This is a genomic window from Shinella zoogloeoides (assembly GCF_020883495.1).
Taxonomy (GTDB): Bacteria; Pseudomonadota; Alphaproteobacteria; order Rhizobiales; family Rhizobiaceae; genus Shinella; species Shinella zoogloeoides.
Window position 1 is genome coordinate 208,470 of the sequence record NZ_CP086611.1, and the last position, 15,831, is coordinate 224,300.

Annotated in this window: 14 protein-coding genes and 2 pseudogenes; 9 read left to right on the forward strand and 7 right to left on the reverse strand. The window is 66.5% G+C overall.

Annotated elements, in window-relative coordinates:
* Window positions 1-2 precede the first annotated feature (2 nt).
* On the forward strand, window positions 3-725 hold the full coding sequence (locus tag K8M09_RS20560; RefSeq protein WP_160788193.1) for an ABC transporter ATP-binding protein: 723 nt from the start codon (window positions 3-5) through the stop codon (window positions 723-725).
* A 1-nt stretch (window position 726) separates the two neighbouring features.
* Window positions 727-1,446: an aspartate/glutamate racemase family protein gene (locus K8M09_RS20565; protein WP_160788194.1), complete on the forward strand. Its 720-nt coding sequence runs from the start codon at window positions 727-729 to the stop codon at window positions 1,444-1,446.
* 27 nt (window positions 1,447-1,473) lie between these two features.
* Here K8M09_RS20565 and K8M09_RS20570 read toward each other — a convergent pair whose 3' ends face one another.
* Complete coding sequence (locus K8M09_RS20570) at window positions 1,474-1,629, reverse strand: hypothetical protein (RefSeq protein WP_170299624.1); 156 nt, start codon at window positions 1,627-1,629, stop codon at window positions 1,474-1,476.
* Between the two features lie 102 nt (window positions 1,630-1,731).
* On the opposite strand from K8M09_RS20570, the gene K8M09_RS20575 reads away from it, so the two are divergent.
* From K8M09_RS20575 to istB, 3 genes and pseudogenes are all read left to right on the forward strand, one after another.
* Complete coding sequence (locus tag K8M09_RS20575) at window positions 1,732-2,286, forward strand: cytochrome c oxidase subunit 3 (RefSeq protein WP_160788195.1); 555 nt, start codon at window positions 1,732-1,734, stop codon at window positions 2,284-2,286.
* 142 nt (window positions 2,287-2,428) lie between these two features.
* Window positions 2,429-3,924, forward strand: a pseudogene (istA, locus tag K8M09_RS20580) (IS21 family transposase).
* Complete coding sequence (gene istB / locus K8M09_RS20585) at window positions 3,921-4,679, forward strand: IS21-like element helper ATPase IstB (protein WP_229341919.1); 759 nt, start codon at window positions 3,921-3,923, stop codon at window positions 4,677-4,679. Before istA ends, istB begins: the two are co-directional and overlap by 4 nt.
* Before the next feature lie 116 nt (window positions 4,680-4,795).
* Here istB and K8M09_RS20590 read toward each other — a convergent pair whose 3' ends face one another.
* Window positions 4,796-5,155, reverse strand: coding sequence for a M17 family peptidase N-terminal domain-containing protein (locus K8M09_RS20590; RefSeq protein ID WP_229342479.1), 360 nt, complete (start codon window positions 5,153-5,155; stop codon window positions 4,796-4,798).
* 272 nt (window positions 5,156-5,427) lie between these two features.
* On the opposite strand from K8M09_RS20590, the gene K8M09_RS20595 reads away from it, so the two are divergent.
* Window positions 5,428-6,330: a LysR family transcriptional regulator gene (locus K8M09_RS20595; protein WP_160787431.1), complete on the forward strand. Its 903-nt coding sequence runs from the start codon at window positions 5,428-5,430 to the stop codon at window positions 6,328-6,330.
* A gap of 8 nt (window positions 6,331-6,338) precedes the next feature.
* On the opposite strand, the gene K8M09_RS20600 is transcribed toward K8M09_RS20595, so the two are convergent.
* Window positions 6,339-6,824, reverse strand: coding sequence for a MerR family transcriptional regulator (locus K8M09_RS20600; RefSeq protein WP_160787432.1), 486 nt, complete (start codon window positions 6,822-6,824; stop codon window positions 6,339-6,341).
* 86 nt (window positions 6,825-6,910) lie between these two features.
* On the opposite strand from K8M09_RS20600, the gene K8M09_RS20605 reads away from it, so the two are divergent.
* From K8M09_RS20605 to K8M09_RS20615, 3 genes are read left to right on the forward strand one after another with little or no spacing between them, the layout of a single operon-like run.
* Window positions 6,911-8,149: an NADH:flavin oxidoreductase/NADH oxidase family protein gene (locus tag K8M09_RS20605; protein ID WP_160787433.1), complete on the forward strand. Its 1,239-nt coding sequence runs from the start codon at window positions 6,911-6,913 to the stop codon at window positions 8,147-8,149.
* Window positions 8,150-8,166: 17 nt separating this feature from the next.
* A complete protein-coding gene (locus K8M09_RS20610; protein WP_160787434.1) occupies window positions 8,167-9,072 on the forward strand; it encodes an acetoacetate decarboxylase family protein in 906 nt (301 codons plus the stop codon).
* A gap of 13 nt (window positions 9,073-9,085) precedes the next feature.
* Window positions 9,086-10,516, forward strand: a complete 1,431-nt coding sequence (locus K8M09_RS20615; protein ID WP_160787435.1) for a coniferyl aldehyde dehydrogenase — start codon at window positions 9,086-9,088, stop codon at window positions 10,514-10,516.
* A 12-nt stretch (window positions 10,517-10,528) separates the two neighbouring features.
* Here K8M09_RS20615 and K8M09_RS20620 read toward each other — a convergent pair whose 3' ends face one another.
* The 4 genes and pseudogenes from K8M09_RS20620 to K8M09_RS20635 form a co-directional block, all read right to left on the reverse strand.
* A complete protein-coding gene (locus K8M09_RS20620) occupies window positions 10,529-11,458 on the reverse strand; it encodes a LysR family transcriptional regulator (protein WP_160787436.1) in 930 nt (309 codons plus the stop codon).
* 386 nt (window positions 11,459-11,844) lie between these two features.
* A pseudogene (locus K8M09_RS20625) lies at window positions 11,845-13,533 on the reverse strand (amidase); the annotation flags it as partial.
* A gap of 136 nt (window positions 13,534-13,669) precedes the next feature.
* Window positions 13,670-14,755 carry an extracellular solute-binding protein gene (locus tag K8M09_RS20630; protein ID WP_160787438.1) on the reverse strand — a complete coding sequence of 362 codons (1,086 nt, stop codon included), beginning with the start codon at window positions 14,753-14,755 and terminating at the stop codon, window positions 13,670-13,672.
* Window positions 14,756-14,804: 49 nt separating this feature from the next.
* Window positions 14,805-15,827, reverse strand: a complete 1,023-nt coding sequence (locus tag K8M09_RS20635) for an agmatine deiminase family protein (protein ID WP_160787439.1) — start codon at window positions 15,825-15,827, stop codon at window positions 14,805-14,807.
* Window positions 15,828-15,831: the final 4 nt, after the last annotated feature.

The window sequence follows — 15,831 nt, forward strand, 5'->3', positions numbered from 1 at the left end:
CCATGACGAAGATATTGAGCGTTGAAAATGTCGAACTCTATTACGACCACATCTATGCGCTGAAGGGCGTGTCGATCGATGTGGACGAAGGCGAAACCGTCGCGCTGATCGGCGCGAACGGGGCGGGCAAGTCCTCGATCCTCAGGGCCATCACGGGTCTGAGGCCCGTGAAATCCGGCCAGATCACCTATCAGGGCCAGCGGCTCGACGGCACGCCCGCCGCCGAGATCGTGCGCAGGGGCATCTCCATGGTGCCCGAGGGACGCCGCGCCTTCCCGCTGATGTCGGTGAAGGACAACCTCCTGATGGGTGCCTTCACCCGCACCGACAAGGCGGAAATCGAGCAGACGCTGGAAAACGTGCTGACACGCTTCCCGCGCCTTCGCGAGCGCTATCACCAGCAGGCCAACACCATGTCGGGCGGCGAACAGCAGATGATGGTGATCGGCCGCGCGCTGATGGCTCGTCCCAAGCTCCTGCTGCTGGACGAACCTTCGCTCGGCATCGCGCCGAAGCTGGTGCAGGACATCGCCCGCGCCATCGTGGCCATCAGCCGCGACGAGAAGGTCTCCATCCTCCTCGTCGAGCAGAACAGCCGCATGGCGCTGTCCATCTCCAACCGCGCCTATGCGCTTTCCACCGGGTCGATCGCGCTGTCAGGCAATTCGAAGGACCTGATGAACGACGACCGCATCAAGGCTGCCTACCTCGGAGGCGAACTCTGACATGAAAATCCTCGTCATCAACCCCAACACGACCGCATCGATGACGGATCATATCGGGAAGGCGGCGCTCAGTGCCGCCTCTCCCGGCACGGATATCACCGCCGTCAACCCGGTACACGGCCCCCGTTCCATCGAAGGCTATTTCGACGAGGCGATGAGCCTTGCCGGCCTGCTGGAGACGATCCACCGCAACCCGGATTGTGACGCCGTCGTCATCGCCTGCTTCGACGACACGGGCCTCGACGCCGCCCGCTGCCTCACCGACAAGCCGGTCATCGGTATCGGCGAGGCGGCCTATCACTTCGCTTCGATGATCTCGAACAAGTTTTCCGTCGTGACGACGCTCGCCCGCTCCGTGCCGGCGCTGGAACACAATCTCGCGCGCTATGGCCTCATCGCCCGCTGCGCCCGCGTGCGCTCGTCGGAAGTCGCCGTGCTGGAGCTGGAACAGCCCGGCTCGAACGCCCGGCAGAAGATCAGCGCCGAAATCGGCCTTGCCGTAGCGGAAGACAATGCCGAGGCCATCGTGCTCGGCTGCGCCGGTATGGCCGGCCTTGCCGCCGACCTTGCGGCCGAACACGGCCTGCCCGTACTCGATGGCGTCACCTGCGCGGTGAAGCTCGCCGAAGCCATGGCCGGCCTTGGAATGCGCACCTCGCGCCTTGGCGGCTACGCCCCGCCGCCGGCGGAAAAGCTGAAGCACATCTTCCCGGCGGGGTAATCCCCCCGGGAATATCCCGCCGCCTCGTTACTGGCCGAAGAACAGCACGGCCGCGATGACGACGGAAGCGCCGATGGCCGAGAGCGTGCCGGCGCCCTGAAGTACGCCCATGCGGTAGAGCAGGAGGGCGAAGCCCGCGATGACGGGGGCCGCGACCATGAGGCCGAACTGTGCGTCGGTCATGAGAGATATCCTTTCCTTTGCAGCCATCCTATGCCGCCTTCGGCCGCGCTCCTCTTTGTGCCCGCGCAAAGAAGGCGCTCGCCCCGCCGGGTAGAAACGGGCATGGCGACCACGGACGATTTCAGCATGGCAACGACGCAGGGCAGGCAAGCGGATTCCCTGCTTCTGTGGATTCTGGTTTGGAGCGAGCTTGCCGTCTTCGGCGCGCTGCTCGTCGCCTTCATGGTGCTGACCATGATGGACATGGAGGGCGCGGCGCTGTTTCGCGCGCATCTTCATCCCGGCCTTGCTGCGGCCAATACCATCATCCTCGTCCTGAGCGGCTGGCAGGCGGCGCTTGCGGTGCGGCTCGGCACGGAGGGACGGCCTGTCCGCCGGCCCCTCGTTCTGGCGGCCCTGCTCGGCCTTGCCTTCGTCGCCGTGAAGATCTTCGAATACACGCTCGAGGCCCGCGCCGGCATCGGCAGCCTCGGCGCGCTTGCCGAACTCTATTTCCTCGTCACGGGCTTCCATCTCCTGCACGTCGTCTTCGGCGCGGCGGTCCTGCTTCTCGTCGCCGGCCGGCCCTCGCAGACCAATGTCGTGACGATCGCGACGCTCTGGCATGCGGTCGACCTCGTCTGGCTCGTCATGTTCCCCATCGTCTATCTCACGTGAGGATTTTCCGATGACCCGGCTGAGAGCGGCGGTGCAAAAGTCGGCCACGGTAGCGGCGGCATAATGCTGCTGCGGGCGGAGTAAAATCCGGCCACCTATTTCCTTTCTGCAATGATCGCAGGAGGGACAGGGGATCTACACCGTGGAACTTTATTTGAGGGTTCGCCTGGCTGTTTCGGAAGGGATGAAGCAGCGTCAGGCCGCGAAGCATTTCAACATCTCGCGAGAGACCGTGGCCAAGATGTTGGCCTATTCGACACCACCCGGCTATCAGCGTCGATCACCGATCCGGCGTCCGAAGCTGGATGCGTTTGTTTCGACGATCGAGCATTGGCTCGACGAAGATCTGAAGATGCCGCTAAAGCAACGCCATACTGCCAAGCGTGTGTTCGACCGCCTGCGTGATGAGTGCGGTTTCACCGGCGGCTACACGATCATCAAGGACTACATACGCGAGCGGGATCAGCGTCGGCAGGAGGTGTTCGTGCCGTTGTCGCATCCGCCCGGCCATGCGCAGGCCGACTTTGGCGAGGCGACGGTGGTGATCGGCGGCGTCGAGCAAAAGGCGCGTTTCTTCGTGCTGGATCTGCCGCATAGCGACGGCTGCTACGTGCGGGCCTATCCTGCGGCGGTGGCCGAGGCCTGGGTCGACGGCCACATCCATGCATTCGCCTTCTTCGGGGCCGTGCCGCAGTCGATCGTCTATGACAATGACCGTTGCCTGGTGGCCAAGATCCTGCCCGACGGCACACGCAAGCGGGCGGCGTTGTTCAGCGGCTTCCTGTCCCACTACCTGATCCGGGATCGCTATGGCCGTCCGGGAAAGGGCAACGATAAAGGGAATGTCGAGGACTCGTCGGTTATGCCCGACGTAATTTTATGGTGCCGATCCCGCAGTTTGCGACATGGGATGCGTTCAACGCCTTTCTGGAAGAGCAGTGCCGCAAACGCCAGCGCGACAAGCTGCGCGGTGAGAGTGAGACAATCGGGGAGCGGCTACAGCGTGATCTGGCGGCCATGCGTCCGTTACCGGCGTCTCCCTTCGATGCCTGCGACCAGGCCAGCGCCAGGGTGACAGCCCAGTCGCTGGTGCGCTACAAGACCAACGACTATTCCGTACCGGTCGCCTATGGCCATCAGGACGTCTGGGTCCGGGGCTATGTCAATGAGGTGGTGATCGGCTGCCGCGGCGAGATCATTGCCCGTCATCCGCGATGCTGGGAACGGGAAGACGTCGTCTTCGATCCCGTTCATTATCTGCCGCTGATCGAGCAGAAGATCAATGCGCTGGATCAGGCGGCTCCACTCCAGGGCTGGAACCTGCCGGACGAGTTCGCGACGCTGCGCCGCCTGATGGAAGGCCGCATGGCAAAGCATGGCCGACGGGAATACGTGCAGGTTCTGCGCCTGCTGGAGAGCTTCGACCTTGCGGACCTGCATGCGGCCGTGAAGCAGGCGATACAGCTCGGTGCGATCGGCTTCGATGCGGTCAAGCATCTGATCCTGTGCCGGGTCGAGCGCCGGCCACCGCGGTTGGATCTGTCGATCTATCCCTACCTGCCGCGGGCGACGGTCGAGAAGACCTCAGCGAAAGCGTATATGCGCCTCCTGTCGTCTGATGCGGGAGAGGCGGCATGAGCACCGAAGCACCCGACATCCTGCTCGCCCACTATCTCAAGACCCTGAAGCTGCCGACCTTCCAGCGCGAGCACCAGAAGCTGGCCCGGTTATGCGCCACCGAAGGCGTCGATCATGTCGGATACCTGTTCCGGCTTGCCGAACGGGAGATGATCGAACGGGACCGCCGCAAGGTCGAACGTCGGATCAAGGCGGCTAAATTCCCGATCGTCAAAAGCCTCGACAGCTTCGACTTCACAGCCATCCCCAAGCTGAACAAGATGCAGGTGCTGGAACTGGCCCGCTGTGAATGGATCGAGCGCCGGGAGAACGTCATTGCGCTGGGCCCGAGCGGCACGGGTAAGACGCATGTCGCGCTCGGTCTCGGCCTGGCCGCGTGCCAGAAAGGCCTGTCCGTCGGGTTCACGACAGCGGCCGCCCTGGTCAGCGAGATGATGGAGGCCCGCGACGAACGGCGTCTTCTTCGGTTCCAGAAACAGATGGCCGGCTACAAGCTGCTCATCATCGACGAGCTGGGCTTTGTGCCGCTGTCAAAGACCGGCGCGGAATTGCTGTTCGAGCTGATCTCGCAACGCTACGAGCGCGGGGCCACCCTGATCACCAGCAATCTTCCATTTGACGAATGGACGGAAACCCTGGGGTCCGAACGATTGACCGGCGCTCTGCTCGATCGCGTTACCCACCACGTCAACATCCTCGAGATGAACGGCGACAGCTATCGCCTCGCTCAAAGTCGAGCCCGAAAGGCCGGCTAAAACTACTCTCAAAAAATCGCCGCGCCGGCCTGAGACCCCCGCTCGGGCTACGCCCTCCCGGCCGTCTCAGGCCGGCGCCACAGTGGCCGACTTTTGCTCCGCCCCGTGGCCGGTTTTTACTCCGCCGTTGACAAATCGAGGACGATGGTCGCCTCATCCTCGCCCTTGTCTTCCAGATGGGCGGCAAGGTTGCCGCCGGCCTTTGCCAGCGAGAGGGCGGTGATGGCCTCCGCCTTGCCGAGCGACAGGACGACCAGCCGGCGCGCGGCAACGCCCTGCGGCGGAACGAGGTCGATGCAGTCGCCGGCTTCGGCCGGGGCGGAACAGGCGCGCGAAAGAATGCCGCCCGCAGCCGCGTCCAGCGCCGCGGCGCGCGGACCGAGCGCCTGCCCGTCGGCCTTCAGGATCACGATGACCGGAGCGTCGGCGGCGATGGCGTCGGCTGCTTCGAAGACCGGGACGGGCGATTGGGGCATGAAGGTCCGTTTCCTGCTGTGCGCCGCGAGAGCCGGCGGTCACAGGCACGTTCCATCGACCCAGAAGGCGGCGATTGCCAGCCCGAAAGCGATGGCCGTGCCGGAAACCAACCATCACCGGCGGCGATATGGATGCCAGAGCGGAATAACCGTTTTCTCATGGCGACTTAGGGCTTGTCTCAAATCGGTACCGCCGAAGGGGGCGGGCGTTCAAGCGTCAATTTCGTTCATATCGATTGACAAAAACTCACGCGATAATCCATGGTCCGGCCATGGCTTTACCTTCACTCAACGGCATGCGCGCTTTCGAGGCCGCCGCGCGCCTCGGCAGCATCAAGGATGCGGCGGAGGAACTGCACCTGACCCCGTCGGCGGTCAGCCGGCATATCCGCACGCTGGAGAAGACGCTCGGCCAGGAGCTGTTCGAGCGCGGTTTCCGGCAGGTCACGCCGACGATGCGCGGCTCCTACTACGCGCGCACGCTCTCGGAGGCTTTCGAGACGATCTGGCGCGCGACGGAGGATGTCAGCCTGCGCGAGGGGCCGCGCAGCCGCAAGGCGCAGCGCGTCAAGCTGATGTGCGAGCCGACCTTCCTGAACCTGTGGCTGGCCGACCGCCTGCCGGACTTCCGCCGCCTTCATCCGAGCGTCGATCTGGAAATCTCCACCTCCGGCAAGCGGACCAATGTCGATCTCGCGATCGTCGATGAATTCGTCTACAAGGCCGGCCCGGCGCTCACCTTGATGATCCCGCTGCTGCTAACCCCGGTCTGCGCGCCATCCTTGCTGGAAGGGAGCGTGCCGCTGCGCTCGCCCGCCGATCTCCTTCACCACCACCTCATCCATGAATGCGAGACGACGCGCTGGAAGCAATGGCTCGGGCAGGAGGGGCTTGCCGCCGCCAGCGTTCCGGTCGGCTCCACCCTGCACGATTGCACGCTTATCATGCGCGAGGTGATGAACGGCGCGGGCGTCGCCCTTGCCGATACGATCATGGCGGAAGATCTGTTGCGGCAGGGCAAGCTCGTCGCCCCCTTCGCCGCTCGTCATGCCTATCCGGCCGGCTATTACCTTCAGCAGCGCCGCAGCATCGGCAACAAGGCCGGCGCGGGTATTTTCCAGGAGTGGCTTCTCGCCGAGGTGGCCGAACACAAGCGCGCGATGGAGATCGAATAGGCCCGGGTTTATCCGGCCCGGGCGGAACGCCGCGCGCCGGCCTTGCGGCGCGGTCCGGCCTCGTCGGGGGCGGGCCGCCGGCTTTCCACCTCCCTGCCGAGAATATTGGCCAGAACCCGCCGCGCATTGGCCGCGCAGTCGATGTCGTCGGGCTTCGCCTCGATATCGGCGATGAGCGTGACCAGTTGCGCCTTGCTCGCGGCCAGCCTCGTCTCCAGCGCCTCGATATCCGCGACCTTGCGGCGGAGCGCCTCGACCAGTTCGGCATGCTGCCAGCGCTCGAGGTCCGACGGCATGAGCGTGCGGATTTCCTCGAGGCTGAAGCCCGCCTTCTGCGCCGTCGCGATCAGTTCCAGCACGAGCACCGCCTGCTGCGGATAGGTGCGGTAGCCGTTCGGCCGGCGTTCGACCGCCGTCAGCAGGCCCGCGCTCTCATAGAAACGGATGCGCGAGCTGGTGAGGCCGGTGCGCTTGGCCAGTTCCCCGATATTCACGATGGACGCTCCTTCAAAAACCCGCTTGACCTTAAAGTTAACTCAAACGTTATGCTGTGTCCAAATCAATCTTTGGAGACCGATCCATGTCCCTGTTTTCCCCGCTCGTGCTGCCCAACGGCGTGCACATTCCCAACCGCATCGCCAAGGCCGCGATGGAAGAGAACATGGCCGATGGCGACCATGCGCCCTCCGCAGAACTGCTGCGTCTCTACGAGGCCTGGGCCGAGGGGGAGGCGGGGCTGATCATCACCGGCAAAGTGATGGTCGATGCGCGTGCCATGACCGGCCCCGGCGGCGTGGTGCTGGAGGATGATCGGCACCTCGACCGCTTCAAGGCCTGGGCGGCGGCGGGGCGTTCGCGCGGCGCGCAGATGTGGATGCAGATCAACCATCCCGGCCGCCAGATGCCCGCCGCGCTCGGCCAGGAGACGCTGGCCCCCTCGGCTGTGGCGATGGAGATGGGCGCGTTGTCGAAGCAGTTTCCGGTGCCTCGCGAAATGACGGCGGCCGATATCGCCGAGGTCGAGCGCCGGTTCGTGGCGACCGCGTTGCTTGCCGAGCGCGCGGGCTTCACCGGCGTCGAGGTGCATGCCGCCCATGGCTATCTGCTCAGCCAGTTCCTGTCGCCCTTGGCGAACCGCCGGCAGGACCGCTGGGGCGGCAGCCTTGAGAACCGTGCCCGCCTGCTGCTCGATATCGTGCGCGCCATCCGCGTTGCCGTCGCACCCGGCTTTGCGGTGGCGGTCAAGCTCAACTCGGCCGATTTCCAGCGTGGCGGCTTCTCGCCGGAGGATGCGCAGGCGGTGGTGCGGATGCTCGGCGCACTCGGCGTCGATCTCGTGGAACTGTCCGGCGGCAGCTATGAGGCACCGGCGATGATGGGCTCGGCTCGCGACGAGCGCACACTGGCCCGCGAAGCCTATTTTCTCGATTTCGCCCGCGAGATCGCCGGGGTGGCGACCATGCCGCTGATGGTGACGGGCGGCATTCGCCGCCGCGAAGTGGCCGAAGAGGTCGTCGCCAGCGGCGTCGCCATGGCCGGCATCGCCACCGCGCTCGCCATCGAACCCGCTTTGCCGTGCAACTGGCGTCTTGGCCGGACGGATGTGCCGGCGCTGAAGCCCATCGCCTGGAAGAACAAGCAGCTTGCCTCGACGGCGCATATGGCTGCCGTCAAATACCAGCTTACCCGCCTCAGCCGCCGGCAGCGCACGGCCCCGAACGTGTCGCCCGCCTGGGCGCTGGTCCTGTCGCAGGTGGCGGCGCGCCGCCGGGCGAAGGGCTACCGCCGCTGGATGGAAACGCGCAAGGTCGCGGCGTGATGGGAGAGGAGGCATCCATGGAGCGGCATGTTGTCGACGTCGAATTCGCCGGGCAGACGGTGCAGGTTCCCGCTGGCGGATATTACGACCGGTTCCGCATGAACCCCGATCTCGACGAGGTGGCGCGGGACCCGGCGGCGGGGAATATCGATTTCTTCCGCCGCATTCCCAAGCAGATGGTGTCCTCGCGGGTCGGCCCCGTCTGGGCGCCGAATTTCTACTATCGCAGCAGCAATGCGCAGCTTCTCTTCCTCGCGCCGCTGTCGCGCCTGCGGGCGATGCTGCCCATGCCGCTCGAGCCGCTGAGGGCCGTTCCGGGTTATGGTCTCGTCGCGCTGACCTTCTATTCCTACGCCGTCTGCGACAACGATCCCTATAACGAGGCCTCCATCGCCATCATCGTCCGCCGGCCCGGCGCGCGGGGATCGCACGGGCTGGAACTGCTGCGGTCCATGCGCCGCCGCAGCTTCCACGCCCATGTGCTGGCGCTTCCGGTGACGACGGAGATCGCGCGGGTGCGCGGCGTCCAGGGCTACCAGCTCCCCAAATGGCGGGCGCAGATCGATCTTGCCATCGGCGATGCGGTGACGGCCCACGTCGCGGCGGCCGACGGGACGCCCGATCTTGCACTCCGCGCGCCGCTTCCGGTCTTGCGCGATGTCGCGCCGCAATCCCATATGGCGAGCAACATCGCGCTCAACCTGATCGACGGGCGCTGGCACCAGACCGTCGTGCAATGGAACATGCTGTCCTTCGCGCAGACCCTCTTGCCGAAGGGCGTCGAACTGACGCGGGCGGGCGGGCCGATGAGCCAGCTCCTCGACGGGCTCGGCGCGCGAAAACTCCTGCGCATGGACGTGGTGAAGGATGCGCAACTGGTTCTCAACATGCCGCGGCCGGTGGCCGCGCTCGAAGGCGTCTGAAGGTGAGGAAAGCATGAGCCAGCCGACCGGAACGATGGAGGAGGACGCCCGCGCCCTGCTCGACAGCCAGCGCCGTGCCTTCCTGCGGGACGGGCCGCCGGATATCCGCCGGCGCAAGGCCGCGCTCGCGCGGCTGCGCGCTGCGGCGCTCACCCACCGGGCCACGGTGGCGGAGGCGATCAGTGTGGATTTCGGGCACCGCTCGCGTCACGAGACCGATCTGATGGAGGTCTTCGGCGTCATCCAATCGATCGACTATCTCAGCCGCAACCTGGCCCGCTTCATGAAGCCGGAGCGCCGGCATGTCGGCCTGTTCTATCGGGTCGGCCGGGCCTATGTGGAATACCAGCCGAAAGGCGTCGTCGGCGTGATGGCGCCGTGGAATTATCCTTTCTCGCTGTCCCTCATCCCGCTCGCGACCGCCCTTGCGGCCGGCAACCGGGTGATGCTGAAGCCCTCCGAGCTGACCCCGCGCACGAGCGAGGCGATGCAGCATATGCTTGCGGGCATCTTCACGCCCGACGAGGTTTCCATCGTGCTCGGCGGGCCGGAGGTCGGCGCGGCCTTCAGCGCCTTGCCCTTCGACCACCTGCTTTTTACCGGCAGCACCGATGTCGGCCGCAAGGTCATGACGGCGGCAGGCGGGAACCTGGTGCCGCTGACCCTCGAACTCGGCGGTAAAAGCCCGGTCGTCGTCGCGCGCGGCTATGCCGGCGAGCGCACCCTCGACAGCATCGTGTTCGGCAAGCTCGCAAACAGCGGCCAGACCTGCGTCGCGCCGGACTATGCGCTCGTCCACGAGGACGACCTTGCGGCCTTCGTCGAGGGATATGGCAGGGCCGTCGCCCGGGCCTATCCCGCCGGGCCGGCGAGCGACGACTATACGTCCATCGTCAGCGACCGGCACTTCGCGCGATTGCAGGGGCTTCTCGACGATGCACGCGGCAGGGGCGCGCAGGTGACGGCAGTCGGCGCACGGCCCGAAAGCGCGGCGACCCGGCCGCGCACGCTTGCCCCGGCGCTGGTTCTCGGTGCCGGCGACGATGCGGCCGTGATGCGTGAGGAGATCTTCGGCCCGATCCTGCCGGTGCGCCCCTATCGCACGCTCGATGACGTGATCGATTACGTCAATGGCCGCCCGCGTCCGCTGGCGCTCTATTATTTCGGTGAGGAGGATGCCGATTGCGCGCGCCTGCTGCGGCTGACCGCATCGGGCAATGTCGGCATCAACAACACGATGATCCATGTCGCGCAGGACGACCTGCCCTTCGGCGGCATCGGCCCGAGCGGCATGGGCGCCTATCACGGCCCGGAAGGTTTTCGCACGATGAGCCACGCCAGGGGCGTGTTCGTTCAGGGGCGCTGGAACCTGCCGCGCCTGCTGCGCCCGCCATTCGGCAGGCTGGTGGAGCGGGCGCTGGCCGTGACGCTGGGGAAGCGGTAAGGGCCTGCGGCGTTACGGATCGACGCGCTGGATCTCTGCCTCGATCAGCGAGAGGAAGCGCTGCGCCAGGGGAGAGAGCAGCGCATCCTTGTTGAGGATGATGTTATAGGCCGGCACGCTGACGCGGCGGGCCATGTCGAGCGTGACGATGCGTGCGCTGAGGTCTTCCGCCATCAGGAGATTGGCCACCTCGCGCGCGAAGGGCGCGATGGCGTCGGTGCGCGAGACCGTCGTCAGCGTCAGCAAGACCGAGGCGGAATAGGTGACGCGCTCCGGAAAGTCGGCGCGCTCGGCGCGGAAAGCGCCGGCGACCGTCGACCAGATCGGCGAGCCTGCCGGCTGGATGATCCAGTCGTAGGGCGAGAGATCGGGGAAGCCGAGCCGCTTGCGCCCGGCGAGCGGGTGCTGGTCCCGCACCGCGAAGCTCAGCACCTCCTCGCCGATGGGGCGCACGTCGTAGGCGGCCGGATCATCCGCCGCGCTCACCCGCGCCAGCACGAAGTCGTATTCGCCGGCCCGCATGCGCTGCATCAGCGTCAGGCTCGGCTCGACGTCGATCTGCAACTGGGCATGCGGGGCCTGCGCGCGCAGCGCCAGCGAGGCCGGCAGGGCATAGGCGACGGCGGCCGCCGTCACCGCGCCGATCCGGACCCGCCCGCGCAGGCCGTCCGCCACCTCCTGCATGTCGCGGCCGATGTTCTCCACCTCCGCAACGATGCGGTTGGCGCGGGCTGCAAGCACGTTGCCGAACTCGTTGAAGACGAAGCCATGCGCATTGCGGGTGCAGATCTGCCGGCCGACCAGCGCCTCGATCTCGGCGAGCGTGCGCGAGGCGGCCGGCTGCGAGATGTTCATCTCCTCGGCGGCAAGGCTGAGCTTGCCCTTGCGCTTGAGGGCGGCGAGGAAACGGAGCTGGTTGAGCTTGAGGTAATGCGCTTTCATGCGGCCAGCCTAGTGCCGGCCGTATCATGATGCAATTGATATGCAGGGATGGCTGTCGATGATCCCGCCGGTATGCGTCAGGCCGTTCCCCCGGCGATGGCATAGGCGGCGACGCCCGGTGCGCAGGCGATGACGATGTGGCCGTAGGGCGCGCGCCATTCGCTGTGGGCGTGGGTGTTTTCCGGCAGGTCGAGGCTCGCGGTGGCCAGTGCGCCGGCCTGTTCGAAGGCGACGGGCTCGCCGTCCACCGTCAGCCAGAGCAGGGGAGCCTCGCCTTGCGCCCGGATCGTCAGGCGCTGGCGTCCGGGGCCGGCGGGCGCGGCGGTGACGGTGAGTTGCAGGTCCGCCGTCGCCGACGGGGCGGATGCGGTGGCCGGCAGGGCGGCAAGCTCCGGCGTACGCGGCGGCGTTTCGCGGTAGCGGCCGGTCCGCTCGAAGGCGCAGGCATAGGCCAGCAGCGCCGTGTCGTCCCACGCCCGGCCGGCGAAGGTCAGGCCCGCCGGCATGGCGACATCGGCCAGCATGCCCATGGGGACGGTCACCGTCGGGATGCCGAGATGGCGGATCGCCAGGTTGCCGTTGGCGACCCAGGTGCCGTTGCGCCAGGTAAGGTCGGCGGATGTGGGGTTCACGTCGGCATCCGCCGGGCCGATATCGGCGACGGCGGGGAAGATCACCGCGTCCAGCCCCCGTTCGTCCATCCAGGCCTCGAGGTCGATGCGCCGGGTCTCCTCCAGCCCGCGAAGTCCTTCGGCAAGCTCCGGCATGTCCTCGAACGTGGCGACCGGATGGTTCCGCATATGGGCGGGGTAATCGGCGATATGGTCGTCGAAGCCATGGTAGCGGTCGGGCAGGCTGCCTGCCGGCGCGGGGAAGATGCGCCCGCCGTCGACATCGGCAAGCCGCAAGAGCGCCGGATCGCCGTTGGCGGCCAGGAAATCGTCCCAGGCCCAGGCGGAGAGGTCGACGATCTCGCGCCGGAGATAGGCCGCGGAGACGAGGCTGCGCGTGGCGACGGTCGGTGCGCCGGGGCGGTCGCCCTCGTAATTGCTGACGACGGGGAAGTCGGTCACCACGACCTCGGCTCCCGCCGCTTCGAGGGCGGCGCGGGCGGCCATGCACAGAGCGAGCATGGAGGGGCGGGTGTCGATGCGCTGGCCGGTCGCGCCACCGATGCCCACCTTGCCGCCGGTGCCCGCTTCCGGGTCGGCGTTGATATACATCGCCGGCAGGCCGAAGCGCTTGCCGGCAAGGCTCGCCGTGCCGGCGATGGCGGCATAGGACGGCGGGCGGATGGCGGAGGCTTTCGGGATGGGAATCCAGCTCTGGCGACGCCAGAGGTCGCCGCGGCTTTCCGGGTCGTCGGCGACGATGACGTCGAGCAGTTCCAGCATGTCCGCCATCGAGCGGCTGTGCGGCACCACGACGTCCATGGTCGGCACGAGCGGCCAGTTGCCGCGCACAGAGATGACGCCGCGGCTCGGCGTATAGGCGCAAAGCCCGTTGTTGGCGGCGGGCGCGCGCCCGCTCGACCAGGTCTCCTCGCCCAGCCCGAAGGCCGCGAAGCTCGCGGCGGTCGCGGTGCCCGAGCCGTTCGAGGAGCCGGAGCCGAAGGCGGCCGTCAGGTAGTCGGCGTTGTAGGGGGATTCCGCGCGGCCGTAGACGCCGCGCTGCATGCCGCCATTGGCCATCGGCGGCATGTTCGTCAGGCCGATGAGCACCGCGCCCGCCGCCCGCAGGCGGGAGATGGCGAAGGCATCCTCCGTCGCGATGAGGTCGGCGAAGGCGGGTGAGCCGGAAGCGACGCTCAGCCCTTTCACCTTGTAGCTGTCCTTGGCGGTATAGGGGATGCCGTCGAGCGGGCCGAGGGTTTCGCCGCGCGCGCGGCGCAGGTCCGAGGCGCGCGCCTCGGCGAACATGTCGGGGTTGAGGACGGGAACGGCGTTGAGGGCGATGCCGTGCCGGTCGTAGCGCGCGATGCGGTTGAGATAGGCGGCCACGAGGCCGACGCTGGTTGCCTGTCCCGCTTGCAGCGCTTCGCGCAATTCACCGATCGAGGCTTCGACGACGTTCATGGATGCCCTCCCGCAGGCGTTCTGTTTCCGGCTGCCGCTTGGTTCTAGTCCCAGGTTTTTTCGCCGGCAATGTTCCTTTTGGCGTATAGGCCGGACGCAACGGGGCGGAAACGGTTCCCTCCGCCCCGCCGCCTGGCTAGCGCAGCCCCTTCGCGCGATCCCAGGCCTGCGACCACAGTTTCAGGGCCTTCTGGTCCAGCGCTTTCGGCAGGTGCAGGCGCTTCTGATCTTCCTCGGAGGGGTAGAGGTCCGGGTTGGCTCGGAGCTTTTCATCGAGGAGCGCCAGCGCGGCCTTGTTGGCGGTCGAGAAGCCCGTTTCCGTGGCTGCCGCTGCGGCGATCTCCGGCCGCAGGAAGAAATCGATGAAGGCATGGGCGGCCTCGGGATGGGGCGCATCGACGGGAATGGCGAGCACGTCGGACCAGACGAGATTGCCTTCCTTGGCGAGGCGATAGGCGATGGAGAAGGGCTTGCCCGCCTCCTTCGCCCGGCTGCTGGCGATCAGCATGTCGCCGGAAAAGCCGATGGCAAGGCAGAGATCGCCGTCGGCAAGGTCGTTGACATAGCTGGAGCTGTGGAACTTGCGCACATAGGGACGGACCCTGGAGACCACTTCCACAGCCTTTTCCAGCTCGTCCCTGTCGGTCGTGTCGGGATTCAGCCCGAGATAGATGAGGGCGAGGCCCAGCACCTGCTCGGCATCGTCCAGCATGCCGACGCCGCAGGAGGCGAATTTCTCGACCACGGCCGGGTCGAAGACCATGCGCAGGGAATCGACAGGCGCATCGGGCATGATCGCCTGCACCTTCTCCACATTGTAGCCGACGCCGGTCGTGCCCCACATCCACGGCACGTTATGCGCATTGTCGGCATCGACGACGGCTCCCCGGGCGAGGGCCGCCGGGTCGAGATTGCCGAGGTTGGAGAGCCGGGCGCGATCCAGCGTCGCCCAGATGCCGACGGGAAGCTGGCGCAGGAAATGGGGAGAGAGGTTGACGGTCACGAGGTCGTAGCCCGAATTGCCGGTCAACAGCTTGGTCTCGACGATGTCGTTGGAATCGAACACGTCGTAGGAGACCTTGATGCCCGTCTCCTTTTCGAAGGCGGCAACGGACTGGGGGCTGAAATAGGATTCCCAGGAATAGAGGTAGAGCACCTTCTCCTCCGCCCATGCGGGGGCGGCGAAAAGGCATGCGGCGGCGAGCGCGAGCCAGCGTTTCATCGTCTTTCTCCGTTTCTGATGGGGTCTCGGTCCGGCAGTCGCCGCATATTCACAGCGGCTGTTCCTGCGTGATGCAATGGATCGCGCCCCCGGCGGGAACGACGGCGCCGACATCGACGGTGACGATGCGCCGGTCCGGGAAGGCCCGGGCGACCGCCGCCTTTGCCTCTTCGCCCGAGGGCCGGCCGAAGGTCGGCATCACGACGCCGCCATTGGCGAGGGCGAAGTTGATGTAGGAGCGTGCGAAAATCTCGCTGGTCGCCTCCACGTCATAGGCTTCGGGAATGGGGATGACCTCGAAGCTGCGTCCGCGCGCGTCGGTCTGGCTCTTCAGGGCCGCCAGATTGTCGGCGAGGATGCGGCCGTGCAGGTCGTCGGGATCGGGATTGTATTCGAACATCACGACGCCGGGCCGCACGAAGCAGCACATGCCGTCGATATGGCCGTCCGTTTCCAGGTCGAGCGGATCGCCGGGCAGCCAGACGACCTTTTCGAGGTTCAGCATGCGCAGAAGCTCCTGCTCCACCCAGGCCTTGGAAAGGCCCGGATTGCGGTTGGGGTGGAGCAGGCTCGTCTCGGTGACGATGAGGGTGCCGTCGCCGTCACAGGCGAGCGAGCCGCCCTCGCAATGCAGGAAGGACCGGACGATCTCCGCCTCCTCATAGGCGAGCACGCGGCCCGCCAGCGCATCGTCGGCGTCGAAAGGCTCGTGCTTGCGGCCCCAGGCGTTGAAGCGCCAGGAAACGCCGGAAAGCCCGCCATCCTCCCGTTTCATGAAGGTCGGCCCGGAATCGCGGATCCAGCAATCGTCGATCGGCAGGGCGACGATCTCGATATCCGCGCCAAGCTGCGCCCGGGCGCTTTTCGTGTGGTCGGGATGGGCCACCATGCTGACGGGTTCGAACTGGGCGATGGCCTTGGCCACATCGGCATAGGCCCGCTGCATGGCCGGCAGGGTCGCGCCGTAGAGATCCTTGCGGTGGGGCCAGGCCATCCAGGTCTTGGCGTGAGGCTCGAATTCGCCCGGCCGACGTCGCTTCACCTGCGGCTGCGCCCGCATCTTCGTGTCCATGGTT

Bases quoted from the DNA above. Each gene is read 5' to 3' on its own strand.
- K8M09_RS20610 (WP_160787434.1), top strand. From the start codon at position 8,167: ATGGAGCGGCATGTTGTCGACGTCGAATTCGCCGGGCAGACGGTGCAG.
- K8M09_RS20615 (WP_160787435.1), top strand. From the start codon at position 9,086: ATGAGCCAGCCGACCGGAACGATGGAGGAGGACGCCCGCGCCCTGCTC.
- K8M09_RS20635 (WP_160787439.1), bottom strand. From the start codon at position 15,827: ATGGACACGAAGATGCGGGCGCAGCCGCAGGTGAAGCGACGTCGGCCG.
- K8M09_RS20575 (WP_160788195.1), top strand. From the start codon at position 1,732: ATGGCGACCACGGACGATTTCAGCATGGCAACGACGCAGGGCAGGCAA.
- K8M09_RS20560 (WP_160788193.1), top strand. From the start codon at position 3: ATGACGAAGATATTGAGCGTTGAAAATGTCGAACTCTATTACGACCAC.
- K8M09_RS20620 (WP_160787436.1), bottom strand. From the start codon at position 11,458: ATGAAAGCGCATTACCTCAAGCTCAACCAGCTCCGTTTCCTCGCCGCC.
- K8M09_RS20565 (WP_160788194.1), top strand. From the start codon at position 727: ATGAAAATCCTCGTCATCAACCCCAACACGACCGCATCGATGACGGAT.
- istB (WP_229341919.1), top strand. From the start codon at position 3,921: ATGAGCACCGAAGCACCCGACATCCTGCTCGCCCACTATCTCAAGACC.
- K8M09_RS20605 (WP_160787433.1), top strand. From the start codon at position 6,911: ATGTCCCTGTTTTCCCCGCTCGTGCTGCCCAACGGCGTGCACATTCCC.
- K8M09_RS20570 (WP_170299624.1), bottom strand. From the start codon at position 1,629: ATGACCGACGCACAGTTCGGCCTCATGGTCGCGGCCCCCGTCATCGCG.
- K8M09_RS20595 (WP_160787431.1), top strand. From the start codon at position 5,428: ATGGCTTTACCTTCACTCAACGGCATGCGCGCTTTCGAGGCCGCCGCG.
- K8M09_RS20630 (WP_160787438.1), bottom strand. From the start codon at position 14,755: ATGAAACGCTGGCTCGCGCTCGCCGCCGCATGCCTTTTCGCCGCCCCC.
- K8M09_RS20590 (WP_229342479.1), bottom strand. From the start codon at position 5,155: ATGCCCCAATCGCCCGTCCCGGTCTTCGAAGCAGCCGACGCCATCGCC.